We start from the raw sequence: 23,242 nt of genomic DNA on the forward strand, positions 1-23,242 counted from the left end.
TGGAGGATGGTTTGTGGACCGTTGTCGATGCCACGACACAACAGCCGGCCGAATTGAACGGCGTTCGGATGGCCCGGATGACGTGGCGCGAAGCATGCGACATGGTCGACATCCTGAACAACCTCGATCGAATAAGTTTCCTGTCAAAACGCTACGAAGCGTCGGCCAGAACAATGGCTTGAGCTTCGCGGATGCGCCCAATGCGGCATCTTGCTGATCCCGGCATTCAGAGTCCGATGGACTTTATCTTCTGAACTGCGAAATCAACGAACGCGCGCGTCTTGGCCGAGACATGCCTTCCCTCTACATGAACGACGTGGATTGGCAGTGGCTCTTCCTCATAATCCTCGAGCACTGTTCTCAGCCGACCGGCGGCAAGATGCTCCGTTACCTGATAGGACAGGGTCCGTGACAGGCCCCATCCAGTCACCGCCGCTGCGATCGATGCATCGACAGTGTTGCAGTACATGCGCGGATGAAGCTTGACGGGCGTATGGTTGGGCGCGAAGTGCCAGTCCAACGGCGCCGATGACCCCGTATTCACAATAGTTACGTGCCGGGTGAGGTCGGCTGGCGTTGCCGGTTCGCCGTGACGCTCGAAGTAGGCCGGCGCTCCGCAGACGACGCGGCGCACGCTCCCGACCTTTATCGCCTGCTGATCCGAATCCGGCAGGTGGCCGATGCGGATGGCCACGTCGATGCCCTCCTCCACAAGATTGACCATCCGATCGAAGAGGAGGACGCGCCCGGTGACGGCTGGCTGCATGCTGAGAAACTCCGTCATAACAGGGACGATATAGATCTGACCGAACAGAACCGGTGCTGTGATGGTCAGGATTCCCGACGCCGTTGAATGAGATCCACCAGCCGATGCTTCCGCCTCGTCGATATCGCTGAGTATCCTTCTGCAGTCTTCGGCATACCGGCTGCCCGACGGCGTCAGCTTTACGGAGCGCGTGGAGCGGAGGAAGAGCCGCGCCCCTGTGGCTTCCTCCAGAAAGGCGATCGCGCGTGTGACTGCCGGTGGACTCATGTGAAGCTGACGCGCAGCCTGTGCAAAGCTCGCCGTCTCGGCAACCTTGACCAAAATCCTCATGCATTGAAGCCGATCCATATGCTCGCCCGCAATATTCCGCGAAATGAAACAGTCTCTTTCAACTTATCGCAATTCAGCACGCAATTGGAAACAATTATTGTCTGGTTACCTCAACACGGAGACCAGACCGATGAAGCTTTACTCACATCCTCTCTCGGGCCATTCCCATCGCGCGCACCTTTTTCTGTCGCTGATCGGCATCGACGCCGATGTCTTGGAGGTCGACCTTGCTGCCAGAGAGCACAAAAGCGCCAGCTTCCTTGCGCTCAATCCCTTCGGACAGTTGCCGGTGCTCGAAGATGGCGATGTTATCATCAGCGACTCCAACGCCATCCTCGTCTACCTCGCCAAGAAGTACGCACCCGAAGGATGGCTCCCCGAGGAGCCGGCAGCTGCAGCGGCGGTCCAGCGCTGGCTGTCAGTCGCTGCCGGCGAGATCGCCTATGGCCCGTGTGCGGCGAGGCTTGTGACGTTGTTCGGAGCGAAGTTCGACACCGAAGAGGTCATCGCAAGAGCGCATCGAATCCTTCAACTGATCGATGACCACCTGGTCGATCGCGATTGGATCGCCGCGAGCAGGCCGACCATCGCCGATGTCGCCCTTTACAGCTACATCGCCCGCGCGCCGGAAGGAAACGTCGATCGGTCTGCCTACCGCAACGTAACGGCATGGCTTGAGCGGATCGAAGCCCTCCCCGGCTTTCAACCATTCCAGAAATCGCCAGTCGGTACTGTCGAGGCGGCTTGAGGCGTTTCATCGCGCTGCGGCCGACCATGAGCCGTCAAGGAGGCAGTTATGTCTACCGATGCACAGAGCACCACGTCCTCTCCCTGGCATGCCGGAGAGATCGCACTGCAGGAAAAGGCCGGCGTCGCCAAGCGAATGAACGAGGTGGGCCGGCGCGTTCTGCGAGATCACTTGATCGATCAGCACCGCCAGTTCTATCCGCAGCTGCCTTTTATCGTCCTGGGAACGGTAGATGCGCACGGCAATGCATGGGCAACGGTGCGTGCCAATCAGCCGGGCTTCCTTCAGAGCCCTGATATTCACACGCTGAGTGTCCGCCTTCCGCGGGAGCACCTTGATCCGGCCGACGCTGGAATGGACGACGGCGAGGCCATCGCCATGCTCGGCATCGAACTCCATACGCGCCGTCGCAACCGGCTGAACGGCACTGTCCATAGAACTGGGCAGGACGGCTTCGATGTGCGCGTGGGGCAATCCTATGGCAACTGCCCGCAATATATCCAGCTGCGCGATTTCGAGTTCGCGCGCGATCCGATGCAACCTTCCGGATACGACCCCGTCAGTTTCGGCAGCCTTGACGGTCGTCCCGCCGAAATGATTGCCAAGGCGGATACATTTTTCGTTGCCTCGTATGTCGACCGCGACAGTGAAGGGCGCCAAATCGATGTTTCGCATCGCGGCGGCAGGCCGGGTTTCGTGCGGATCGGCGAGGACGGCGTTGTGACGATCCCGGACTTTGCCGGCAATCTCTTTTTCAACACGCTCGGCAACATCCTCTCCAACCCACGGGCGGGGCTGGTCTTCGCGGATTTCGAAAGCGGCGATCTGCTGCAATTATCGGGCGACGCGCAGGTTATTCTGGAATCACCTGAGATAGCAGCTTTCCAGGGCGCGGAGCGGCTGTGGCGCTTTCGCCCGAGGCAAATCGTCTACAGGCAAGAAGCGTTGCCGCTTCGCTGGCGGTCGCCTGCGGATGGCTCATCTCCCAACTCCCTGATGACCGGCAGCTGGGACGAAGCCGCCGCGCGGCTTCGTGCGGTAGCACTCGCCAAAAGCTGGCGGCCCTTTCGCGTCACCCGCATCGTCCAGGAGAATGCCAGCGTGCGCTCTTTCTATCTCGAACCAACAGACCAAGGCGGGATCATTCCGCATGTCTCCGGCCAACACCTGCCGATCCGCATCAAGATCGAGGGAACGGATGTGCCAGCGGTTCGCACCTATACGATCTCCTCGGCGCCCTCCGACGGCACGTATCGCATCAGCGTCAAGCGCGAGGGGCTTGTCTCCACGCATCTTCATGATGCCATCCGACAAGGAGACATCATCGAGGTCCGCGCGCCGGCCGGTGCGTTCACGATCGATGCCGCGGAGACACGTCCTGCCGTTTTACTGGCGGCCGGCATCGGTATCACCCCGCTGCTCGCCATGCTGCGGCATGTCGTCTACGAGGGACTGCGCACCAGACGGATCCGACCAACCTGGCTGATCTATTCCGCACGTAATAAGTCCGAACGCGCATTCGATACCGAATTGCAGGCACTGGCCGAAGCGTCCGGCGGTGTCGTCAAGCTGGTCCGGTTGCTCAGCGACACGTCCGATACAGTTGCTGGCGAAGGCTACGAACAGCAAGGACGTGTCGACATGATCCTGCTGAACAGGGTGTTGCCGTTCAACGACTATGACTTCTATCTGTGCGGTCCAACCGGCTTCATGCAGTCTGTCTATGACGGCTTGCGCGGATTGAATATTGCCGACGGCCGTATCCATGCCGAAGCGTTTGGACCCGCGTCTCTCCAGCGATCGCGAGACGAGGCCAAGCGATCGCCAGCGCGCGCCGCTGAGGACCCGCAGCCCGTCTATTTCATGCGCTCAGGTAGGAAAGCGCGCTGGGAGCCGGGATCGGGCACGCTGTTGGAGCTTGCCGAAGCGCGTGGCTTGGCGCCCGAGTTCAGCTGTCGTCTCGGCAATTGCGGAAGTTGCAGGACGAAAATTCTTTCCGGCGCTGTCGCCTATACGAAGGAGCCGAGCGCCGACACCGCCGATGACGAAGCGTTGATCTGCTGCACCGTGCCGGCAGCGAGCAACACTGGCGCTCGGCTGGAGTTGGATATCTGAAAACATCGGCGCCGGCATCGACCAGTCGCCAATTCTTCGGTTTCCTGCGCCGCCCTAGCGTGGTAATCAGCCGCGCATGAACAAGACCTCTTCCCATTCTCCCATCTACGTGGTTGGCGGCGGGCTCGCCGGCTCAGAGGCGGCCTGGCAGATCGCAAATGCCGGCGTGCCTGTCATCCTGCACGAGATGCGTGGCGTGCGCGGCACCGACGCCCACAAGACTGACGGCCTGGCCGAGCTCGTCTGCTCCAACTCCTTCCGGTCCGACGACGCGACCAGCAACGCGGTCGGTGTTATCCATGCCGAGATGCGCATGGCGGGATCTCTGATCATGGCGTGCGCCGACAAGCACCAGGTCCCGGCAGGTGGCGCACTGGCTGTCGACCGCGACGGATTTTCCGACGCCGTGACCAAGGCGATTCACGAGCATCCGCTGATCACGGTCGTTCGTGAAGAAGTGATCGGCCTGCCGCCGAAAGAATGGGACCTCGCCATCGTTGCCACCGGCCCGTTGACTGCCCCTTCCCTTGCGAGCGCGATCCAGGCCGAGACGGGTGCGGACGCGCTGGCCTTTTTCGATGCGATCGCCCCGATCGTTCATCGTGACAGCATCGACATGGATACCTGCTGGTACCAATCGCGCTACGATAAGGTCGGTCCCGGCGGCACCGGCAAGGATTACATCAACTGCCCGATGACCGAAGAGCAGTACAACGCTTTCGTGGACGCTCTGATTGCCGGCGATACGGTCGGCTTCAAGGAATGGGAAGGAACGCCCTACTTCGATGGCTGTCTTCCAATCGAGGTAATGGCGGAACGCGGCCGCGAGACCCTGCGTCACGGCCCGATGAAACCGATGGGCCTGACCAACGCGCATAACCCGACCGTCAAGGCCTACGCTGTCGTTCAGTTGCGGCAGGACAATGCGCTCGGCACGCTCTACAACATGGTCGGCTTCCAGACGAAGCTGAAATACGGCGCTCAGGCGGAGATCTTCCGTATGATCCCGGGACTTCAGAACGCCGAATTCGCCCGCCTCGGCGGCCTTCACCGCAATACCTATATCAATTCGCCGACACTGCTCGACCCTTCCCTCACGCTCAAGTCCCGCCCCGGTCTGCGCTTTGCCGGGCAGATCACCGGATGCGAAGGCTATGTCGAAAGTGCGAGCGTTGGGCTGATGGCCGGCCGGTTTGCTGCAGCCGAGCGCAAAGGAGAAGCCGTATCGCTGCCGCCCGTAACGACGGCGCTCGGCTCGCTGCTCGGCCACATCACTGGCGGCCACATCGTCAACGACGAGGAACCTGGCAAGCGGTCCTTCCAGCCGATGAACATCAACTTCGGCCTCTTTCCCGAACTTGAGCCCGGTTCGATCGTCAAGCCCGAAGGTGTCAAGCGCTTCCGCGGCAAGGACAAGACGATCATGAAGCGACAGTTGATCGCCAGGCGCGCGCTTGCTGATTGCGCGAACTGGCTGGGGCTCGACGCTCATCTCGCGGAGAGTGCGTAATCAGGCCGTAGGCCACAGCGCTCTCGGTCCCCCTCTCGGTGGATCCGAGGCCACCGGCATGATCGCAAATGTTATAGTGAAATGTCGTCGAAGGGTGCACGCCTATGGCAGCATTGTTTCAAGGTACGTCCATGCCGGACCGGGATTGGTGGTCTGCGCTGTGGCCTGATCCCGAAGGGCTCCTTCAACAGGTCGGCATCCGGCGGAGCATGAGCGTTCTCGACCTTTGCTGCGGCGACGGCTATTTCACCGGCCCGCTCGCAGCATTGGTCGACGGACGTCTGGCGGCGCTCGATCTCGATCCCGCCATGATCGATCTGGCGAAGGCCGAAGTTGAACGAAGAGGCGCGTCTGTTCGCCAGTGGATTTGCGCGGACGCCGCGTCCTTGGCCGAGCGCCTTTTCGAACCGGTCGATTTTGTCTTGATCGCCAATACTTTCCACGGTGTTCCTGACCAGATCGGGCTTGCACGTTCCGTAAGGGAAGTTCTGAGACCGAACGGGGTGTTCTGCATCATCAACTGGCATCCAGTGCCGCGAGAAGACACGGTGATCCTCGGCAAGCCGCGCGGACCGCGCACCGAGATGCGTATGCCACCCGAGTCCGTGCGCGCCGTCGTTGAAGCCGCTGGCTTTCACATGCTGCGGATCGTCGATCTCCCGCCCTACCACTACGCGGCTGTGTTTCAAGTCGCGTGACAACAGGGCGGGGCGTTCCGGTCTTGAACCGGTGGGCAAGGAACCGACCCATATGAGCAGAAAACGCAGCAATCACCGTCCTTCGGCTTGAGCGTCGCACCACAGCCTCGGCATTCGTAGAACCAAACGCAGGCGTCAACCGGCATCGTCGCTACCGATCGGTGGCTACAGATGGGACAGGTCAGAATTGATCGCCGCTCGACCATTGCATCGCCTCATGTTGGCTGCTCGCTAATGCGCGATCGGTCCTGCCGCTTTCTTCCAGGCGTCGATGCCGCCTTGAATGTGAAAGGCCAGGGGAAGGCCGGCGTCGTGCGCCGCCTGCACGGCCATTGCCGATCGCTCACCGAAGGCGCAGTAGAAAAGCAGCCTCTTGCGGGTTGAACTTGCCAGCTCATGCAGCATCCCGCCTGCACCTATGCTTTCCTCGAGCGACGGGTACGGGACATGCAGTGAGCCCGGAATCGTACCGTTTCGCTGCCGCTCGGCGTTCTCGCGTAGATCGATCAAAGCGACATCACCGAGGCCGACGACACTCAGCGCCTGTTGCGCCGTCAGCGCCCAGCCGTGGCGCATGACGTTATCCTGGTTCATCCCGACCTTCATATTGGCGGGTACGGCGACATCCATCATCTTCGGATTCGAGAGCTTCAGATTGTTCATCAGGTCGGCGTATTCATCGGCAGACGTCACCTGCAGGCGCGGGTTAAAGGCCCTCTCCTCTCCGATGGTGGAGACCGTATCCCCCTTGTAGTCGTGCGCCGGGAAAACCAGTGTTGAGTCCGGAAGCTTCAGAAGCCGACCGAAAATCGACTCGAACTGCGCTCTCGGGTCACCGTTCTGAAAATCGGTGCGGCCGGTACCGCGGATGAGCAGGGTGTCGCCAGTGAATACGCGGTCGGGCAGCACGAAACTGTAGGAATCGTCCGTATGGCCCGGCGTATAGATCACGTCCAGGGAAAGCCCCTCGATGGTCAGCTTGTCGTTATCGGAGAGCCGCATCGAAACGACATCGGCTTTTGTCTGCTCCCCCATCACTGTGATGCAATGGGTTTTGTCGCGCAGAGCGCCAAGGCCCGTGATGTGATCGGCGTGGAGATGCGTGTCCACGGCCTTGACCAGCTTCAGGTCGAGTTCATGGATGAGTTGGAGGTAGCGATCGACCCTTTCCAGCACCGGATCGATGATCAGCGCCTCGCCGCCCTTCCGGCTTGCCAGCAAATAGGAATAAGTACTCGACACCGGATCAAACAGTTGCCGGAAGATCATCCCTACCTCCATCGTGGCGGCACAGTTTGCAATGGACTATCCGTGCGGCTGCGGCACGATCCTGATATAGGGCTTCGGCGCTCGCCAACCTTGCGGATATTGCTTCTTTGCGTCGTCGTCGGAGACAGAACCGGCGATGATCACGTCCTCACCGTTCTTCCAGTTCACCGGCGTAGCAACCTTGTGCTTGGCGGTCAGCTGGAGCGAATCGATAACCCGCAGCACCTCATCGAAGTTGCGACCGGTGGTCATGGGATAAACCATAACCAGTTTGATCTTCTTGTCGGGGCCGATGACGAAAACGTTCCGGACGGTCTGGTTGTCGGCCGGCGTGCGCTCCGTCGGATCGCCGGATACCAAAGCGGGCAGCATGTTATAGCGCTTCGACACGGTGTAATCGACGTCGGCGATCATCGGGTAGTTGGGGCGGTAGCCCTGTGTTTCCTCGATGTCATTCATCCAGCTGGCATGGCGTTCAAGCGGATCGACCGAGAGGCCGATGATCTTCACACCGCGCCTGTCGAACTCAGGTTTGATCCGCGCCATGTAGCCGAGTTCAGTTGTGCATACGGGGGTAAAGTCCTTCGGATGCGAAAACAGCACCGCCCAGGAATTACCGATCCACTGGTGAAAACTGATCTTGCCTTCGGTCGTTTGGGCTTCGAAATCCGGAGCGGTATCATTGATCGCAAGCATCACGCACCTCCATCGCGTTTGTGAACACAAACTCAAACATTGCCGGATGAGCGCAAATCTTGCGCCTATTTCGGGCGGCAAGCAACGGCAAAACGGCCGCAGCCATGCGTCACGCGAGAGGCTATGCCGATAAGGATGATCGTGAATGCGGAACGACTGCGGCGAAACGATATGCCGGTTCGCCAGGGGCTTCGCTACTTGCCGTTTTCGGCTGTGGAATTGTGCGACGCCAATGCTTTGTCCGGCTCGGCCACGTAGTTGCCGAGCAGCCAGAGAGAGACCTCGGATGCCTCCTTGGAGGAGGCAAATTCGAACGTACCGCTCTGATGTGGAGCGTCAAGGAACTCGATGCTGAGGCCGCTGCCCGTTTCCGAGCTCAGGACACGCACCCTGCCCGGCTCGATGATGTGGCATGAATAATGTCTCTGCATGTTGCGCATGAAGCCCGCCTTATTGTCATGCAGGCGTACGAACACTGCCTGTCCGTTGGCGGTGGCCTGCAACTGGCGGATTGCTTCAGTGGGAAAAGCCCGGTTGAACTCGATGATCGCGAGTCCGGTATCGTGAAGGCCATCTTCCTTGTTCTGCGCCGCCATGCGCGTCGAAATGAAGGCGATGAAAATGACGATCGCGAATATAACGCACCAGACGATAATGCTCACATCGCTCTCCGATCAAAGCTGCAACGACGCTTCTATAAGGCACGAGCCTTGCGCGAGTTTGAACAAAATTCAGATTTTCTTGCGCATCAACGCGAGCAGCATGCCCGCCTGGCGCCGCAGCGGCGAGCGCTGCAACTGACGCTCGAACAATCCTGCGCCTGTCTTCTGAGCGTTGACAAGCACGGGCTCCGCCAGCGCGACAGGCAGGAATGCCGGAAATACGGTCGATGATATCGCGACACTTCTCGCCCTGGCGAGATGGTCGCGGCCGAGCCCGGCGAAAGCTTCGATCGCTGCAGAGATGCGCGACTTGTCCTCCCCGGCAAGAAACGCATCGCGATCAAGTCCCGTCGCAGATAGGATTTCAAGCGGAATATAGAGCTGTCCGCGGTGACGATGCAGCGGCATCAAAAGCAGGAGGCCGGCGATGGCCTGCGCAACACCTGCGTGCCCAGCAGCCTCAGCGGATCTGGCAGCCTCCTCCGGCGCAAGTACCAGGCTAGCCAATTGAATGAGGGTAGACGCCGTCTCGCCGGCATATCCTTCGAGCGAGACGCGCGTCTCCATCGGATCGTCGTAGAGATCGAAGATGCGAGCATCGATCATGTTTACGAGGGTCTTCGGCGGCAGGCGGTGGGCTTCGATTGTCGATAGCAAGGCAGCGGCAATTGGATTTGCCTGGGTGGAGCCATGCGCGCTCCCCTCCAGCAGGTCGCGCCAGTATTGCATGCGAACCTCCCCCGGAAGGGGCTCGTGCACCAGATCGCGAATACGTGCAAGCTCGGCATTGAAAGCGTAGAGTGCGGCCAATGCGTCCCGCTTGCTTTCCGGCGACAGCAGGCAGGCCAGGTACCGGTCGCGGTCGTTGTCGCGCAGCGTCGCCAGGCAGATGTCCTGGTTCGTCAAAGGCTGATCGGCCATTGTCAGACCGCTATTAGCGCCGCGGCGACGGCGCGGGATTCCAAGAGCATGATGTTGAAGGTGCGAACCGCAGCACCCGTATTCATCGGATCGGATGAAATGCCGGCGGCCCTCAAGGCAGCCTTCAGATCAGCCGGGATCGGACGCATATCGTTCCCTGTGCCGATCAGCAGGACCTCGATCTCGGCTGCCTCGTCGAGCACCTTCTGAAAATTCTCGATCGACAGCGGCTTCGACATGTCCATATCCCAGCCATAGATACCGGACGGAAGGCAAAGGATCGATCCGCGATGGGACATGTCGGCGAAACGGAAACCGCCGTTGCCGTAGGTATCGATGGGCGCGCGTCCAGGAAAATGCGCCTCGCGGATTTCTATGCCTCTTGCCATATTCTCACACTACCGGATTGCCGGAGTTCGTACCCGGCTCGGCCACTTTCTTATTTTGATCACTATTGACGGCGTCCGGCCGGAGCTTGAAAGCAATCAGCACGGGCGCAGCTATGTAGATGGAGGAAAAGGTGCCAACTGCAACGCCGAACAGCATCACAAAGGCGAACGGGCGGATCACTTCACCACCGAACAGGCAGAGCGCCAGCAGGGCCAGCAATGTCGTCGCAGCCGTCAAAACAGTGCGCGACAGCGTCTGATTGATCGAGGCATCGATCAGGATCGGCAGAGGCATCTTGTGGTAGCGCTTCAGATTTTCACGCATCCGGTCGTAGACGACGACCGTATCGTTGAGCGAATAGCCGACAATCGTCAGGATGGCCGCAACGCTCGTTAGATTGAATTCCATGCCTGTCAGCACGAAGAGGCCCAGCGTCAAGATGATATCGTGAAGGGTCGCGATGATCGCACCGATCGCAAACTGCCATTCGAAGCGCAGCCAGATGTAAAGGAGGATGACAGCGAGCGAACCGAGTATACCCAATGTCGCGGCCCTCGTCAGTTCACCCGACACGGCTGGGCCGACAACCTCCACGCTCCGGATTTCGTAGTCATCACCCAATTCATCGCGCAGTAAGGTCATAGCCGACTGTTCGGCATTCTCGCCGCCACCTTGCGCCTGAATGCGAACCAACGCCGTTGAGGCATCGGCAAGGCGACGGGCCTCGATATTCCCGATGTTCAGATCGCCGAGACGCGCGCGGATATCATCCGGATCGGCAACACCCTGCTTCGCCTTGACCTCCACAAGCGAGCCGCCGGCAAAGTCAACGCCAAGGTTTGCGCCAACCGTCGCGAAGCCGACCATCGCCAGTATCGAAAGCGCCGCCGACGCCGTGAAAGTGTACCGCCGTATGCCCATGAAGCGGATGTTCGCGTGATCGAAGATGCCTGTCTGAACATCCCTGGGCAGATGCCGCGGATGCTTGCGATGGAGCCAGGTGACGACAATCCAACGCGTCAGCGTGAAGGTGGTGAAGACAGTCGCCAGAATTCCCGCCGCCAGCGTCACGGCAAAACCGCGAACGGTATCACTGCCGAGATAGTAGAGAATAACCGCTGCAATGACGATGGTGACATTGGCATCAAGGATCGTCAGGAACGCACGAGAAAACCCGTTATCGATCGCATCCGCGAAGGAATGGCCGGCTTTCGCCTCTTCCCGGATTCGCTCGTAGACGAGCACATTGGCATCGACGGCCATGCCCATGATCAAGACAATGCCTGCGAGGCCGGGCAATGTCAGCGTTGCGCCGATCACACTCAGCACAGCGAGAATCAGGAGGAGGTTCAGGACAAGCGAAATGCCGGCGATGATGCCCAGCTTTCGATAGAAGGCAAACATCAACCCGGTGACAAGGATCGCAGCGACGAAGCCGGCGACCAAACCGGCGCGCTTCGATTCAGCGCCGAGAGTGGGGCTGACGGTGCGCTCCTCCACCGTCGTCAACGTCGCCGGCAGAGCGCCGCTTCGCAACATCAGCGCAAGATCGCGGGTTCCGTCCTCGCTGAAGCTGACCGGCACGCTTCCGGTGCCGTCCAAGATCGGCGCGTTGATAAGCGGCGCCGCCATGACCTGATCGTCGAAGAGTATGGCAAGGTGTCGGCCGATATTCTGGCGCGTCTTCTGGGCCAGGCGCTCGGTCCCTTCGGCATCCAGCTTATAGCTGACGGCGACCGCGTCCGTTTGCGGATCGACGACCGCCTGAGCATCGACGAGATTCTTGCCCGTTATAAAATCCGTGCGATCGACGAGGTAAGGAACGGGCGGATCGTCAAGCGAATAGAGTACTTCGGAGGTCGCAGGCCAGCGACCGGCAAGGGCCTCCTGCCCGGACATGCTTTCATCGATCATCCGAACCGCGAGCTGAGCGGGTTCGTTCAGAATATTCTTCAGCCGCTCGACGTCAATCGAGCCGAGCGTTTTGACGTCGATGCGGTCGCGGCCATCTGCGCGAACAGAAAAATCCTTGATCTCAAGGCCGGCAATGCGACGCTCGACAACCTCCAGGGACTGCGCCAGGGCAACTGTGATGCCTTCGTCGATGCTATCGTTTGAAATTCGTAGTGTAAGCTGCCCGCCGTTACCTCTCTCCAGGGATACATTCGGGACCGAGCCGCCGAACCAGCCGTTCTTCCTGCTCGCAGTCAACGTGCTTAAGGCATTGACCGCAGCGTCCACTTGGCTGGCATCGGTAATCCTGACGGTGACGTCCTGGTCGTTGCCGGTCAGGCCGGTATAGCGAATGTTAGATTCGCGCAACTTGCCACGGACGTCAGCAACCGTACGCTCGAGCCGTTCCCTGACGATATCGGAGCGCTCGATCTGAAAAAGCAGATGGGAACCGCCCTGCACATCAGGGCCAAGGACAACACGGCTATGAGCCAACCATGCGGGCAGCTTAGAACGCTGCCCGTCCGACAATAAATTTGGGGCCGCGATTATCACGGCCACCAGTACCAAAACCCAGATCAGAACGGCCTTCAAGCGGGAAAAACGATGCATTTTCTCTCGACTATTTCCGATCCGGCCCAATCCGGTTCGCGGCTAGGTTTGCAATACTATGCAGCGTCTGCCTTCACCGGCTCACCCTTGACGCGAACTTCCGAAATGCCGGTGCGAACGACGCGAACGCGAACCCCGTCTGCAATTTCCACTTCGAGTTCCTTGTCGTCAACAACCTTGGTGACCTTGCCGACGAGACCGCCGCCGGTGACGACCTGATCGCCGCGACGGATCGCCTTCAGCGTCTCTTCACGCTTCTTGGCCTGCGCGCGCTGCGGACGGATCAACAGGAAATACCAGACAACCATCAGCGGCACAAAAAGGATGATCATTTCTAGGCCAGAGCCGAACGGCGACGCCGCAGTGTCGGTGGCAGCCTGGGCAAATGCCGGGGTGATGAACATGCTAAACTCCTCAAAGCTTTCCGGTGGCGGAACTCCGCCTTTTCTCGGGTGGCCGGACTATAATTATGGTCTTTGCGAATGCAACAGAAACAGCCGGAAACCGTACCGATTCCGCTGCCTCATAACCTTTCCGCTCGCAAAAGGCCATGCTACGTCGCAGGCAAAAGACACAGCAGGCTGGTTGCAACCAGAATTCAGGAGGAAGGCCCATGGCCGAAGACGTCAACAACGCCATTCTGACGGAACTGCGCCGACTGACGGATGCGATCGACCGGTTGGCCGGCCCGGCGCCCGCTGCCAACGACTGGAACGCTGCCGATTGCTTCGTCTGGTCCCCTGCCCGCCAGCACCTCCAGCCAGTTGCACGACCGAACCGGGTCGCCTTGAAGCTGATCCGTGGTGTAGACCACGTGCGGGATATCCTCCACGAAAACACGGTCCGCTTTGCCGAAGGCTATCCGGCGAACAACGTTCTCCTATGGGGCGCGCGCGGTATGGGCAAGTCCTCGCTGGTCAAGGCCGTCCATGAAGATGTGCGGCGTGAGAGCGGCGTGTCGCTGAAACTGGTCGAAGTGCATCGCGAAGATATCGCGAGCCTCCCGACGCTGCTTGATCTGCTGAAGGATGCGCCCCTCCGCGTCATCGTTTTCTGCGACGACCTCTCGTTCGATCACGATGACACGGCATACAAATCGCTCAAGGCAGCCCTTGATGGCGGCGTAGAGGGGAGGCCAGACAACGTTCTTTTCTATGCAACCTCGAACCGGCGCCACCTGCTTCCGCGCAACATGATGGAGAACGAGCAGTCGACGGCGATCAATCCCTCCGAAGCGGTCGAGGAAAAGGTTTCGCTGTCCGACCGGTTTGGCCTTTGGCTCGGATTCCACAAATGCAGCCAGGACGACTATCTGACGATGATCGACGGCTATGCAGATCATTTCAAGCTACCCATCGATCGCGAAAAGATGCATGCGGAGGCACTGGAATGGGCCACAACGCGTGGCGCGCGTTCCGGCCGCGTCGCCTGGCAGTACATTCAGGATCTCGCTGGCCGGATGCGCATCGCACTTGACCGCGCATAATGACAAAAGCCCGGCTTTGAAGCCGGGCTTTTGAGCATCCTCGGACGCAATACCTATTCGAGGAAAGTAATTGGGTTGACCGGAGTCGCATCCTTGCGGACTTCGAAGTGGACCTGCGGCTGCTTGACGTTGCCGCTCATGCCGGAGACAGCAACCGTCTGTCCGCGCTGGATCTTCTGGCCGCGGGTGACGCTCAGGGTGTCGGCGTTGCCGTACACGGTAACGGTACCGTCGTCGTGGCGGACGAGAACCGTATTGCCGAGTTCCTTCAGGCCATTGCCGGCATAGATGACCACGCCGTTTTCGGCCGCCTTGATCGGCGTACCCTGCGGCACGGAAATGTCGATGCCATCGTTACGGCTGCCGTTGACGTTGGCGCCGTAGGCCGCAATGACAGCTCCACGAACCGGCCAGCGATACTTGCCGATGCCGGTTGCCTCGGGCGCCGCGGAGGCCACTTCCTTCTTGGCAGCCTCATCCACCGTCTCGGTCGCGACGGGTGCCTTATAGGTTGCGGGTTGCGCGGCGGCGGTCGTTGCTGCGGCAGCAGGCTCAGCGATCGGCTTCGGTTCTGCCTTTGCCGGAATGGAGGCCGTTTTCATACCATCGCGCGAAGCGCCGGGGAGATTGAGTTCCTGACCGATGCGGATCGAACCAGCCGACAGGTTGTTGGCAGCCTTCAGATCGTCGATGCTGGTGCCCGTTGCCTTGGCAATCTTGGCAAGCGAGTCACCCGGCTTGACGACATAGGTACCGCCGGCGCCCTTCGGTCCCTTACCCGCGCCAGCCGGAAGCTTGCCCGCCGGATCGGCATTTGCGACCGACTTGTCGCGGGCGGAATTCGCACCCGGAACGACGGCAACGTTCTGCTCTTGCTGCTTGCCAGGCTGAGGCAGATGCCCGCCCTTGGAGAGGTCGGCCGTCTGGGCGGATGCCTTGGCGGCATTGCCTCCGTTGAAGGTCGGGATCAGGATGATCTGACCAGGCTTCGCGGCAGCGGCAGTCTTGAAGCCGTTGACCCGAAGAATTTCCTTCTCCGGGACACCGTAGCGATTGGCGAGCGTCGCGATGGTTTCGCCCGGACGAAGCGTAACGGAAGGCGCATTGGTTGCCGACCAGCCGGACACCTTCGGGGTTGTGCCGGTGACGATCGAGTCGGTTGCCGTCTTTGGCGGAACGAGAACCGGGGCCGATTTCTTCGGAGCCGCGGCCGCGGGGAATGGCTGCGCGAGCGCTACCTGCTTTTCGCGGGACGGAGCTGCCGGCGCCACCGCGGAGGGAGCAGCGAGATCGGAGCGCTGAACGGAGACCGGTGCCGAGGCCATGCGAGCGCTGGAGGCGCCATAAGCGGGCTGCGCCGGATAGGGTTGGCTCATCGCCTGGCTGCTTGCCGAATAGCCGCCCTGCGCCAAATCCGCCTGCGGCACGGGATCGGCCTGCATATTTCTGCGTGGGATGGAGTTGGTCGTCATCTGGTCCTGACCCGATGACGAGAAAAGACCACCGAAACGTGTTACATCGGAACTGCAACCCGTTGCGGCACTCGCCAGCAAAGCCGCTATCAGGACATTACCGGCAGACTTGCCCACTCTTGGCGAAAGACTGAAACGCATGACTCGACCCACTGATGAACGCAACCATTTGTGGGTTTATTAAAGCGCGTTAGTATTACCATGCGGTTAAGGCACAGGAATCCGCGCGATTTTTTTGAGAGATTGCTAACCATAGCACTCGCGCGACAGGCTCGCGTCAGAGTTGAGACGCAAGGCGCGGGACGATCGGAAGATAGGGTGTATCGAACAGCTCTTCGCGCTCGAAGCGGCTCCCCGTTTTCGTGAGCCGCACAAGGCGACATTCATTCTCGGAGATCATGAGAGGTGCAATCATTGAGCCGCCGGAAACAAGCTGGTCGGTGTAGAACCGCGGCATCGAATTGAACGCCGCGGTGACCACGATGCGATCGAAAGTTCCCTCTCCCTGCAAGCCGGCGCTGCCGTCGGCCTGGCGGATGATGACGTTTCTGAGTCCGAGTGAGTCGATGCGACGCTGCGCATTCGTCGTCAATGTCTTGTAGCGGTCGATCGTCAGCACGCGTTCGGCCATGCGGGCCATGACGGCAGACATGAAGCCGCTGCCCGTGCCGACCTCAAGCACACGTTGCCCCGGCTTGATCTTCAGGTGGTGAAGGATCCTGACCGCGAGATCGACGCCCTCCAGAAATGAGCCGCATTCGATCGGGATCGTGCGGCTCGAATAGGCCTGCTCCGCGAACTGCGGCGGCACGAACAAAGAGCGCGGCGTCTGCTCGACCGCAGTCAGCAGATCCAGATCGGAAACGCCTTCGGCCCGCAGCCTCAAAACGAGCGCCGCAAACCCTTCCTTCTCGACCAGCCGTGCCGTCAAAACAATCTACTCCGTACCCGAAAGCGCCCGCGCCACGCGGTCCCGTACGGAATAATCAGTCAGATCCAGTTTCAAAGGCGTTACCGAAATCTTGCGATGCTTCAGAGCGTGGATATCGGTGCCCTCGAGGAAGGCGCCGGCACGCTCTCCGAACCTCAGCCAATAATAGGGAAAGCCACGTCCGTCAGACCGGGCATCGACCTGCAGGTTGAAGGCAAGCTTGCCTTGCGCCGTGACTTCCACGCCCTCGACTTCTTCGGGGCGGCAATTCGGAAAGTTGAGGTTCAGGAACGTGCCCTCGGGCAATTCGAGCGCCATCAGTTTCTCGAGAAGAGCCGGCGCGTGTGCCTCGCAGACCTCCCATGGAACGATCCTTGACCCATCTTGGTGGAGATAGGCCTGGCTCAATGCAAAAGAGCGGACGCCTTGCATGGTGCCTTCGATGGCACCAGCGATGGTGCCTGAATAGGTGACATCGTCGGCGACATTCGAGCCCGAATTGACGCCCGAGAGCACGAGGTCCGGCTTGATGTCCATGACCTGCTTGATGCCCATGATGACGCAATCGGTCGGGGTTCCGCGTAGCGCGAAATGCTTGTCGGAGATCTTGCGCAGTCGCAGCGGCTCAGAAAGGCTCAACGAATGCGCAAGGCCGCTCTGGTCCGTCTCCGGCGCGACAATCCAGACATCGTCGGACAGCGTGCGCGCAATCCGCTCCAGCGCTGCGAGGCCTTCAGCGTGAATGCCGTCGTCGTTGGTGAGCAGAATGCGCATCGGCTCAGGCCGCCCGTTCTATCTTCTTCAAACCGCCCATATATGGCAGCAGAACGTCGGGAACAGTCACCGACCCGTCCTCGTTCAGGTAGTTCTCGAGAACAGCGATCAGGCAGCGACCGACGGCGGTGCCCGAGCCGTTCAACGTGTGAACGAACTTCGTTGCCTTGTCCTCCTTGCCGCGATAGCGCGCGTTCATGCGCCGCGCCTGGAAATCGCCGCAGACGGAACAGGACGAGATTTCACGGTAGGTGTTCTGGCCCGGCAACCAGACCTCGAGGTCGTAGGTCTTGCGCGAACCGAAGCCCATATCGCCGGTGCAGAGCGTCAGCGTGCGGAAATGCAGGCCGAGGCGCTTCAACACCTCTTCCGCGCAGGCCGTCATGCGCTCGTGCTCGGCAAGCGAACTCTCCGCATCGATGATCGAGACGAGTTCGCACTTCCAGAACTGATGCTGGCGAAGCATGCCACGCGTGTCGCGGCCGGCCGAGCCCGCTTCCGAGCGGAAGGATGGCGTCAGCGCGGTGAAACGAAGCGGCAGCTTCTCCTGGTCGAGGATTTCTTCGCGTACTAGGTTGGTCAGCGTCACTTCCGCGGTCGGAATGAGATACCGACTGTCGGTCGTCTTGAAGAGATCTTCCTCGAACTTCGGCAGATTGCCGGTGCCATAGAGCGCTTCTGCGCGCACCATCAGCGGCGAGCTGACTTCGGTGTAGCCATGCTCGCTCGTATGCAGGTCGATCATGAACTGACCGAGCGCGCGCTCCAGCCGCGCGAGCGGACCGGTCAGCACCGTAAAGCGCGACCCCGAGAGCTTGGCAGCCCGCTCGAAATCCATGTAGCCAAGCGCTTCACCGATCTCGAAATGTTCCTTCGGCGTGTGATTCCAGCGCGGCTTTTCGCCGACGACGCGGGCAACGACATTGTCGTGCTCGTCTTTGCCGACCGGCACATCGTCGTGCGGGATGTTCGGAATGCGCGACAGCGCGTCGTTCAGCTCGTCCGTCGCCTGACGTTCATCCTCTTCGGCGGCCGGAAGCAGCACCTTCAGGTCAGCCACCTCGGCCTTCAGCTTGTCGGCAAGCTCGCTGTTCTTCTGCGCCATCGCCGCGCCGATTTCCTTGGAGGCGGCATTGCGACGGGACAACATGTCCTGGACCTTCTGAATGGCCGAGCGGCGCTTTTCATCGATCGCAATCAAGCTTTCGGACAAAGGCTCGACACCACGCTTGGCAAGTGCCGCATCGAGCGCTTCGGGATTCTCACGGATCCATTTGATATCGAGCATCGTCGTTCCAGGTCGTTGTAAAAAAGATAACCCGGCCAACGCCCGGCTAGGCCTCGACCGGATGCTTGGAAGCGTTCATTGAGGAAGATCGGTCAGACGTTGTCCGACTTGGCAACATCCGTGGTTCCTTCAGCCTCTCCGACCGCCTCGCGGGCACGCTGGCGCTCCACGAGTCGCGCCGCGTAGATGGAAATCTCGTAGAGAAGGATGGTCGGCAGTGCAAGGCCGATCTGGGACATCGGATCGGGCGGCGTCAGCACCGCTGCGACGATAAAGGCGAGCACGATCGCGAACTTGCGCTTCTCAGCCAGCCAATCCGACGACAGCAATCCGACACGGGCCAGCAGCGTGGTTATCACCGGAAGCTGAAAGACCAAGCCGAACGAAAACACCAGCGTCATGATGAGGCTGAGATACTCGGAGACCTTCGGAAGCAGCGAAATTGCGACGTCGCCCTCGCCTGGCGCTTGCTGCATGGTCAGGAAGAACCACATGACCATCGGCGTAAAGAAGAAATAGACGAGCGAAGCGCCCATCAGAAACAGGATCGGCGACGCGATCAGAAACGGCAGGAAGGCCGCGCGCTCGTTCTTGTAGAGGCCAGGCGCGACAAACTTGTAGATCTGCGCTGCAATGATCGGAAAGGCGATGACCAGGCCGCCGAACATGGCGACTTTCACCTGCGTGAAGAAGAACTCCTGCGGCGCCGTGTAGATGAGCTGTGCCTTTGAAACGTCGAGCTTCGCCCAGGTAACTGCCCACTTGTACGGATAGACCAGCACGTTGAAGAGATGTTTGGCGAATATGAAGCAGGAGATGAACGCAACGAAAAACGCACCGATCGACCAGATCAGTCGCGTGCGCAGCTCCATCAGATGCTCGATCAGTGGCTGCGGCTTGTCTTCGATCTCACCGCTCATGCATCGTCCTTCTTCTTCTTCTTTGCTGCCGTCTTCTTCGGAGCGGCTGTGGCGGCAACCGCCGCGGGCTTCTTGGCGGCGGCCGTCCTCGTCGAAGCCCGCTTGGGCTTCTCGACGGGAGCGGCAACTGCGGCAGGTGCAGGCTCCGCCTTGGCGCGCGGTTTACGGGCTGCCTTAGGCTTCTCCTGAACCACCGTATTTTCCACGTCTGCTGCAGCAATAGGCGCCGGCGCTACGACCGGCGGCGTTTCTGGCAGGCTCATTGATGGCTCAGGCACCGATACAACAGCGGCCGGAACCTCGGTCTTGTTCTCGACCGTCGTCGCCTTCTGCAGGTCGGCCTTGATTTCGTTGCCCATCTGCCGAAGCGGGTTCATGGCTTCGCGCAAACTGTTGACGGGGTTCAGCTTCTGCGCGTCCGTCAGTGTCTGGCGTACTTCGTCCAGATCGGCCTCACGCAGGGCCTCGTCGAACTGGGCACGAAACTCGCCTGCAACCTTGCGGGCACGCTGAGTCATCTTGCCGAACGCACGCAACATCGGCGGCAAGTCCTTCGGACCAACCACCACGATCAAAACGACCGCGATGACAAGCAGCTCGGTCCAGCCAATATCGAACATTCAAGGCTCCTGAGCGGGAAACGTGGGGGCTACGTTTGCCCGGAGGTGATTACTTGGTTTCGTCGGCCTTGTGATCGACGGTCTTGGCAGTCGTGGACTCGGGCGTGCTGTCTTCGTCGTTCATGCCCTTCTTGAAGCTCTTGATGCCCTTGGCAACGTCGCCCATCAGTTCCGGAATCTTGCCGCGACCGAACAACAACAGCACGATGACCAGAACGATCAGCCAGTGCCACATGCTAAAAGAACCCATTACGCTAACTCCCTGTTGCGATGTTTCCAGATGTAAGAGCTTCCTACACCAATTCCAACATCAAAGTTCCCCGTGGATTGTCGCTTAATGTCACGGGATCGCCCTCTGTGACAAGAGAATACACATTCGAAAAACTGTGATCGACATTGTTTTCGCGATGCGTGGCGGAACCAAGACAAATCCGATTAGTCTTCGGACCCGCCGCCGGGCGCCAGCAGGCCGAGTTCCTCAAGATCGAGTTGCGTGATCGGATCTTCGTCCTCGGTCAACTCGTCGTTCATGACAGGCGACGGCATATTGAAATTGGCCGGGATGCGACCGGAGAGTAGCCCTGCGCCTTTCAATTCTTCAAGGCCAGGCAGATCGCGCAGTTCTTCCAGGCCGAAATGATCGAGGAAATCGCGGGTGGTGCCGAGCGTGACGGGCCGACCAGGCGTACGCCTGCGACCGCGAAACCGAACCCAGCCTGCCTCCATCAGCACGTCGAGTGTGCCGCGGGAGGTCTGGACGCCTCTGATATCCTCGATTTCGGCCCGCGTCACCGGCTGGTGATAGGCAATGATCGCCAACACTTCCAAGGCTGCCCGCGACAGCTTCTTCGTTTCGTTCTCGTCGCGCCGAATGACGAATGAGAGGTCGGCGGCCGTGCGGAACGCCCACGCGTCATCCACCTGCACGAGGTTAACACCGCGATGGGCATATTGCTCCTTCAGGCGCAGCATGATCGCGCGAACGTTGAACGCGCGAGGCAAGCGCTCGGCAATGAAGCCTTCGGAGACGGGTTGTGCGGACGCGAAGACCAGTGCTTCGGCAATACGCTCTGCTTCAGCCTCCGCCCGGATGTCGTCGTCCGTCTCTTCCACCATTACGCTATCGATCTGCTCGTCTTCAAGATCGGTCACGCCGGTCGCTCCTGTTCGACGACCTGCAGCGTCGCATGTTTAGGGCCTCGCCGCATGTAGAGGGACTGGAAGGCACCATCCTGACGAATCTCGAGCTTACCTTCGCGGACCAGCTCGAGCGAAGCCGCGAACGCACTGGCAATCGCCGTGACCCGGTCTTGCGGCGACGCCATGTAAGGTAAGAGATAGGATTCGAGCGCAGTCCAGTCGCCGATCTCACCAATGATGCGGGTCAGAAGTTCGCGGGCGTCCGTCAGAGACCATACATTACGTCGAGCGATAGTCACCTGCGTCACAGCCTGACGCTGCCTGAGCGACGCATAGGCCGTCAGCAGATCGTAGAGGCTCGCATCATATGCCGACTGATGTCTGTCAGGGATATGCTCCGGCGCGCCGCGAGCGAAGATATCCCGCCCCAGACGATTGCGGTTGACGAGACCGCTCGCGGCCTCGCGCATCGCCTCCAGGCGCTTCAGGCGGAAGGCGAGCGTTGCCGCCATCTCCTCGCCGGACGGCCCGTCGTCCTTGGCCTGCTGCGGGATCAGCAGGCGCGATTTCAGATAGGCAAGCCAAGCGGCCATGACCAGATAGTCGGCCGCCAGCTCTATCCGGATCCGCCGTGCGCTTTCGATGAACTGCAGATATTGCTCTGCCAGCGCAAGAACCGAGATGCGGGACAGATCGACCTTCTGATTGCGGGCAAGGTAGAGCAAGAGGTCGAGCGGGCCTTCGAAGCCGGCAACGTCGATCAGCAGCGCGGGATCTGAGCTCGCGCGTTCCGCACCGCTTTCCTGCCACAGCTTGTCCATCGGCGTCGTTGCCGCCTGTTGCCAGTCCGTGCCCTTGGTCGTGGTCACCCTGCCCTGCTCCTTCCGCAATCAGACGGCTGCAAACATTTCATCGAATTCGGCGCGGATCGAAACCTCGTCGCCCTCGTCTGCCGTTGGGAAGCCCTTCAGCACCGCTTCTGCTCGCGACAGCGACTGGTCCTGCAAGACCGGTACGTTTTCGACAACCTGCAGCATCTCGCCCATGTGGCCATTGCAATGCAGCACGATATCACATCCGCCGGCGATGATATTGCCCGCGCGCTCACCGATCGTGCCGGCCAGCGCGTTCATCGACGTATCATCGGAAAGCAACAGCCCATTGAAGCCGATCTGTTGGCGGATGATGCCGTCGATGACCTTACGTGAAGTAGTTGCCGGATGCTCGGAGTCGATGGCCGCAAAGACGACATGGCACGTCATCGCCATCAATTCGTCCTTCATGGCAATGAAGGGCGGGAAATCGTGCGCCTCGAGTTCCGCGCGCGAAACCGTGACAACCGGCAGTTCGTGATGGGAATCGGCAAAGCCGCGACCGTGGCCCGGCATGTGCTTCATCACAGGGAGAAGACCGCCCGCTTTCAAACCCTCGGCAGCGGCCCGGCCCATGGCCACCACCGTCGTCGGATCACCGCCGTAGGCGCGGTTGCCGATCACGTTGCTGCTGCCCTCCACGGGAACGTCCAACAGCGGAAGGCAGTCCACGTTGATGCCAAGACTAGAAAGGTCGAAGGCGTGTAGCCGTGACATAAGCCACGCGGCGCGGAGGCCTTTTTCTCTGTCCTGCCGATAGATGTCGCCAAGCTGTTGCCCTGAGGGATAGTGCTGGAAGATCGGCGGTCGGATTCGCTGGACGCGTCCGCCTTCCTGGTCGATGAGAACCGGCGCGTGCCAACCGACAGCTTCGCGCATTTCCGCGACGAGATCACTGATCTGCTGCCGCTCCGAAATATTGCGCCCGAACAGGATGAAACCCCAAGGACGCTCAGCGCTGAAGAACGCCTTTTCGTCAGGAGTGAGAGAAAGGCCGCTACAGCCTAGGATCATTGCTTTTGATTCGGTCATACCCGAATCATAGAGGTGCCCTGCGGAAATACGAGCT

The 23,242-nt window shown here is 60.1% G+C and carries 24 protein-coding genes; 5 read left to right on the top strand and 19 right to left on the bottom strand.

Translation table 11 applies throughout. From position 1 onward, the window contains the following. Positions 1 to 226 precede the first annotated feature (226 nt). Positions 227 to 1,114 (bottom strand): LysR family transcriptional regulator, encoded by an 888-nt coding sequence (locus FHX09_RS16675; RefSeq protein WP_037081776.1) that lies wholly within the window; start codon positions 1,112 to 1,114, stop codon positions 227 to 229. 112 nt (positions 1,115 to 1,226) lie between these two features. Between FHX09_RS16675 and FHX09_RS16680 the strand changes: the two genes are divergently transcribed. From FHX09_RS16680 to FHX09_RS16695, 4 genes are all read left to right on the top strand, one after another. Then, positions 1,227 to 1,844, top strand: a complete 618-nt coding sequence (locus FHX09_RS16680) for a glutathione S-transferase (protein WP_184450397.1) — start codon at positions 1,227 to 1,229, stop codon at positions 1,842 to 1,844. A 48-nt stretch (positions 1,845 to 1,892) separates the two neighbouring features. Further along, positions 1,893 to 3,959 (top strand): pyridoxamine 5'-phosphate oxidase family protein, encoded by a 2,067-nt coding sequence (locus FHX09_RS16685; protein WP_184450398.1) that lies wholly within the window; start codon positions 1,893 to 1,895, stop codon positions 3,957 to 3,959. Positions 3,960 to 4,035: 76 nt separating this feature from the next. Next, a complete protein-coding gene (gene trmFO, locus FHX09_RS16690) occupies positions 4,036 to 5,469 on the top strand; it encodes a methylenetetrahydrofolate--tRNA-(uracil(54)-C(5))-methyltransferase (FADH(2)-oxidizing) TrmFO (protein ID WP_184450400.1) in 1,434 nt (477 codons plus the stop codon). 104 nt (positions 5,470 to 5,573) lie between these two features. Beyond that, positions 5,574 to 6,167 (top strand): class I SAM-dependent methyltransferase, encoded by a 594-nt coding sequence (locus FHX09_RS16695; protein ID WP_165933117.1) that lies wholly within the window; start codon positions 5,574 to 5,576, stop codon positions 6,165 to 6,167. Here the strand turns inward: FHX09_RS16695 and FHX09_RS29945 are convergent. The 8 genes from FHX09_RS29945 to yajC all read right to left on the bottom strand — a co-directional run bounded on the left by FHX09_RS29945 (position 6,155) and on the right by yajC (position 13,074). Next, positions 6,155 to 6,373 (bottom strand): GDCCVxC domain-containing (seleno)protein, encoded by a 219-nt coding sequence (locus FHX09_RS29945; protein ID WP_132590861.1) that lies wholly within the window; start codon positions 6,371 to 6,373, stop codon positions 6,155 to 6,157. The two genes, FHX09_RS16695 and FHX09_RS29945, sit on opposite strands and share 13 nt — an antisense overlap. A gap of 25 nt (positions 6,374 to 6,398) precedes the next feature. Continuing rightward, positions 6,399 to 7,436 carry an MBL fold metallo-hydrolase gene (locus FHX09_RS16700; protein ID WP_007788925.1) on the bottom strand — a complete coding sequence of 346 codons (1,038 nt, stop codon included), beginning with the start codon at positions 7,434 to 7,436 and terminating at the stop codon, positions 6,399 to 6,401. Positions 7,437 to 7,472: 36 nt separating this feature from the next. Then, the gene (locus FHX09_RS16705) at positions 7,473 to 8,132 is read right to left on the bottom strand and encodes a peroxiredoxin (protein ID WP_007788924.1); all 660 of its coding nucleotides are present in this window, start codon (positions 8,130 to 8,132) and stop codon (positions 7,473 to 7,475) included. Between the two features lie 194 nt (positions 8,133 to 8,326). Further along, the gene (locus FHX09_RS16710; RefSeq protein ID WP_132590859.1) at positions 8,327 to 8,794 is read right to left on the bottom strand and encodes a hypothetical protein; all 468 of its coding nucleotides are present in this window, start codon (positions 8,792 to 8,794) and stop codon (positions 8,327 to 8,329) included. 69 nt (positions 8,795 to 8,863) lie between these two features. After that, positions 8,864 to 9,715, bottom strand: coding sequence for a phytoene/squalene synthase family protein (locus FHX09_RS16715; RefSeq protein ID WP_184450402.1), 852 nt, complete (start codon positions 9,713 to 9,715; stop codon positions 8,864 to 8,866). A 2-nt stretch (positions 9,716 to 9,717) separates the two neighbouring features. Beyond that, positions 9,718 to 10,104, bottom strand: a complete 387-nt coding sequence (locus tag FHX09_RS16720; RefSeq protein ID WP_007788916.1) for an Mth938-like domain-containing protein — start codon at positions 10,102 to 10,104, stop codon at positions 9,718 to 9,720. A 4-nt stretch (positions 10,105 to 10,108) separates the two neighbouring features. Then, entirely contained in the window at positions 10,109 to 12,670 is a 2,562-nt protein-coding gene (secDF, locus tag FHX09_RS16725) for a protein translocase subunit SecDF (protein WP_184450404.1), read from the bottom strand. A 56-nt stretch (positions 12,671 to 12,726) separates the two neighbouring features. Beyond that, on the bottom strand, positions 12,727 to 13,074 hold the full coding sequence (yajC, locus tag FHX09_RS16730; RefSeq protein ID WP_007788914.1) for a preprotein translocase subunit YajC: 348 nt from the start codon (positions 13,072 to 13,074) through the stop codon (positions 12,727 to 12,729). Between the two features lie 209 nt (positions 13,075 to 13,283). Here yajC and FHX09_RS16735 point away from each other — a divergent pair, with 209 nt between their 5' ends. Continuing rightward, positions 13,284 to 14,156 (top strand): ATP-binding protein, encoded by an 873-nt coding sequence (locus tag FHX09_RS16735; protein ID WP_007788913.1) that lies wholly within the window; start codon positions 13,284 to 13,286, stop codon positions 14,154 to 14,156. A 53-nt stretch (positions 14,157 to 14,209) separates the two neighbouring features. On the opposite strand, the gene FHX09_RS16740 is transcribed toward FHX09_RS16735, so the two are convergent. From FHX09_RS16740 to nagZ, 10 genes are all read right to left on the bottom strand, one after another. Continuing rightward, positions 14,210 to 15,769 (bottom strand): peptidoglycan DD-metalloendopeptidase family protein, encoded by a 1,560-nt coding sequence (locus tag FHX09_RS16740; RefSeq protein WP_132590853.1) that lies wholly within the window; start codon positions 15,767 to 15,769, stop codon positions 14,210 to 14,212. A 136-nt stretch (positions 15,770 to 15,905) separates the two neighbouring features. Next, positions 15,906 to 16,559 (bottom strand): protein-L-isoaspartate(D-aspartate) O-methyltransferase, encoded by a 654-nt coding sequence (locus FHX09_RS16745; protein WP_007788910.1) that lies wholly within the window; start codon positions 16,557 to 16,559, stop codon positions 15,906 to 15,908. A 6-nt stretch (positions 16,560 to 16,565) separates the two neighbouring features. Then, complete coding sequence (gene surE / locus FHX09_RS16750; RefSeq protein ID WP_184450406.1) at positions 16,566 to 17,333, bottom strand: 5'/3'-nucleotidase SurE; 768 nt, start codon at positions 17,331 to 17,333, stop codon at positions 16,566 to 16,568. Between the two features lie 4 nt (positions 17,334 to 17,337). Further along, positions 17,338 to 18,621, bottom strand: coding sequence for a serine--tRNA ligase (serS, locus tag FHX09_RS16755; RefSeq protein ID WP_184450408.1), 1,284 nt, complete (start codon positions 18,619 to 18,621; stop codon positions 17,338 to 17,340). Between the two features lie 92 nt (positions 18,622 to 18,713). Then, positions 18,714 to 19,541, bottom strand: coding sequence for a twin-arginine translocase subunit TatC (gene tatC, locus FHX09_RS16760; RefSeq protein ID WP_132590847.1), 828 nt, complete (start codon positions 19,539 to 19,541; stop codon positions 18,714 to 18,716). Beyond that, a complete protein-coding gene (gene tatB / locus FHX09_RS16765; protein ID WP_132590845.1) occupies positions 19,538 to 20,161 on the bottom strand; it encodes a Sec-independent protein translocase protein TatB in 624 nt (207 codons plus the stop codon). Before tatB ends, tatC begins: the two co-directional genes overlap by 4 nt. Positions 20,162 to 20,210: 49 nt before the next feature. Then, positions 20,211 to 20,411, bottom strand: coding sequence for a twin-arginine translocase TatA/TatE family subunit (locus FHX09_RS16770; RefSeq protein WP_007788905.1), 201 nt, complete (start codon positions 20,409 to 20,411; stop codon positions 20,211 to 20,213). Positions 20,412 to 20,596: 185 nt separating this feature from the next. Next, entirely contained in the window at positions 20,597 to 21,277 is a 681-nt protein-coding gene (scpB, locus tag FHX09_RS16775) for an SMC-Scp complex subunit ScpB (RefSeq protein WP_132591002.1), read from the bottom strand. A gap of 32 nt (positions 21,278 to 21,309) precedes the next feature. Then, positions 21,310 to 22,170, bottom strand: coding sequence for a ScpA family protein (locus tag FHX09_RS16780; protein ID WP_132590843.1), 861 nt, complete (start codon positions 22,168 to 22,170; stop codon positions 21,310 to 21,312). A gap of 21 nt (positions 22,171 to 22,191) precedes the next feature. Next, complete coding sequence (gene nagZ / locus FHX09_RS16785; RefSeq protein ID WP_165933116.1) at positions 22,192 to 23,205, bottom strand: beta-N-acetylhexosaminidase; 1,014 nt, start codon at positions 23,203 to 23,205, stop codon at positions 22,192 to 22,194. Positions 23,206 to 23,242 lie beyond the last annotated feature (37 nt).

Source organism: Rhizobium sp. BK538, from assembly GCF_014197575.1.
GTDB lineage: Bacteria > Pseudomonadota > Alphaproteobacteria > Rhizobiales > Rhizobiaceae > Rhizobium.

Bases quoted from the DNA above. Each gene is read 5' to 3' on its own strand.
- FHX09_RS16675 (WP_037081776.1), bottom strand. From the start codon at position 1,114: ATGGATCGGCTTCAATGCATGAGGATTTTGGTCAAGGTTGCCGAGACG.
- FHX09_RS16680 (WP_184450397.1), top strand. From the start codon at position 1,227: ATGAAGCTTTACTCACATCCTCTCTCGGGCCATTCCCATCGCGCGCAC.
- FHX09_RS16685 (WP_184450398.1), top strand. From the start codon at position 1,893: ATGTCTACCGATGCACAGAGCACCACGTCCTCTCCCTGGCATGCCGGA.
- trmFO (WP_184450400.1), top strand. From the start codon at position 4,036: ATGAACAAGACCTCTTCCCATTCTCCCATCTACGTGGTTGGCGGCGGG.
- FHX09_RS16695 (WP_165933117.1), top strand. From the start codon at position 5,574: ATGGCAGCATTGTTTCAAGGTACGTCCATGCCGGACCGGGATTGGTGG.
- FHX09_RS29945 (WP_132590861.1), bottom strand. From the start codon at position 6,373: ATGGTCGAGCGGCGATCAATTCTGACCTGTCCCATCTGTAGCCACCGA.
- FHX09_RS16700 (WP_007788925.1), bottom strand. From the start codon at position 7,436: ATGATCTTCCGGCAACTGTTTGATCCGGTGTCGAGTACTTATTCCTAT.
- FHX09_RS16705 (WP_007788924.1), bottom strand. From the start codon at position 8,132: ATGCTTGCGATCAATGATACCGCTCCGGATTTCGAAGCCCAAACGACC.
- FHX09_RS16715 (WP_184450402.1), bottom strand. From the start codon at position 9,715: ATGGCCGATCAGCCTTTGACGAACCAGGACATCTGCCTGGCGACGCTG.
- FHX09_RS16720 (WP_007788916.1), bottom strand. From the start codon at position 10,104: ATGGCAAGAGGCATAGAAATCCGCGAGGCGCATTTTCCTGGACGCGCG.
- secDF (WP_184450404.1), bottom strand. From the start codon at position 12,670: ATGCATCGTTTTTCCCGCTTGAAGGCCGTTCTGATCTGGGTTTTGGTA.
- yajC (WP_007788914.1), bottom strand. From the start codon at position 13,074: ATGTTCATCACCCCGGCATTTGCCCAGGCTGCCACCGACACTGCGGCG.
- FHX09_RS16735 (WP_007788913.1), top strand. From the start codon at position 13,284: ATGGCCGAAGACGTCAACAACGCCATTCTGACGGAACTGCGCCGACTG.
- FHX09_RS16740 (WP_132590853.1), bottom strand. From the start codon at position 15,769: ATGCGTTTCAGTCTTTCGCCAAGAGTGGGCAAGTCTGCCGGTAATGTC.
- surE (WP_184450406.1), bottom strand. From the start codon at position 17,333: ATGCGCATTCTGCTCACCAACGACGACGGCATTCACGCTGAAGGCCTC.
- serS (WP_184450408.1), bottom strand. From the start codon at position 18,621: ATGCTCGATATCAAATGGATCCGTGAGAATCCCGAAGCGCTCGATGCG.
- tatC (WP_132590847.1), bottom strand. From the start codon at position 19,541: ATGAGCGGTGAGATCGAAGACAAGCCGCAGCCACTGATCGAGCATCTG.
- tatB (WP_132590845.1), bottom strand. From the start codon at position 20,161: ATGTTCGATATTGGCTGGACCGAGCTGCTTGTCATCGCGGTCGTTTTG.
- FHX09_RS16770 (WP_007788905.1), bottom strand. From the start codon at position 20,411: ATGGGTTCTTTTAGCATGTGGCACTGGCTGATCGTTCTGGTCATCGTG.
- scpB (WP_132591002.1), bottom strand. From the start codon at position 21,277: ATGGTGGAAGAGACGGACGACGACATCCGGGCGGAGGCTGAAGCAGAG.
- nagZ (WP_165933116.1), bottom strand. From the start codon at position 23,205: ATGACCGAATCAAAAGCAATGATCCTAGGCTGTAGCGGCCTTTCTCTC.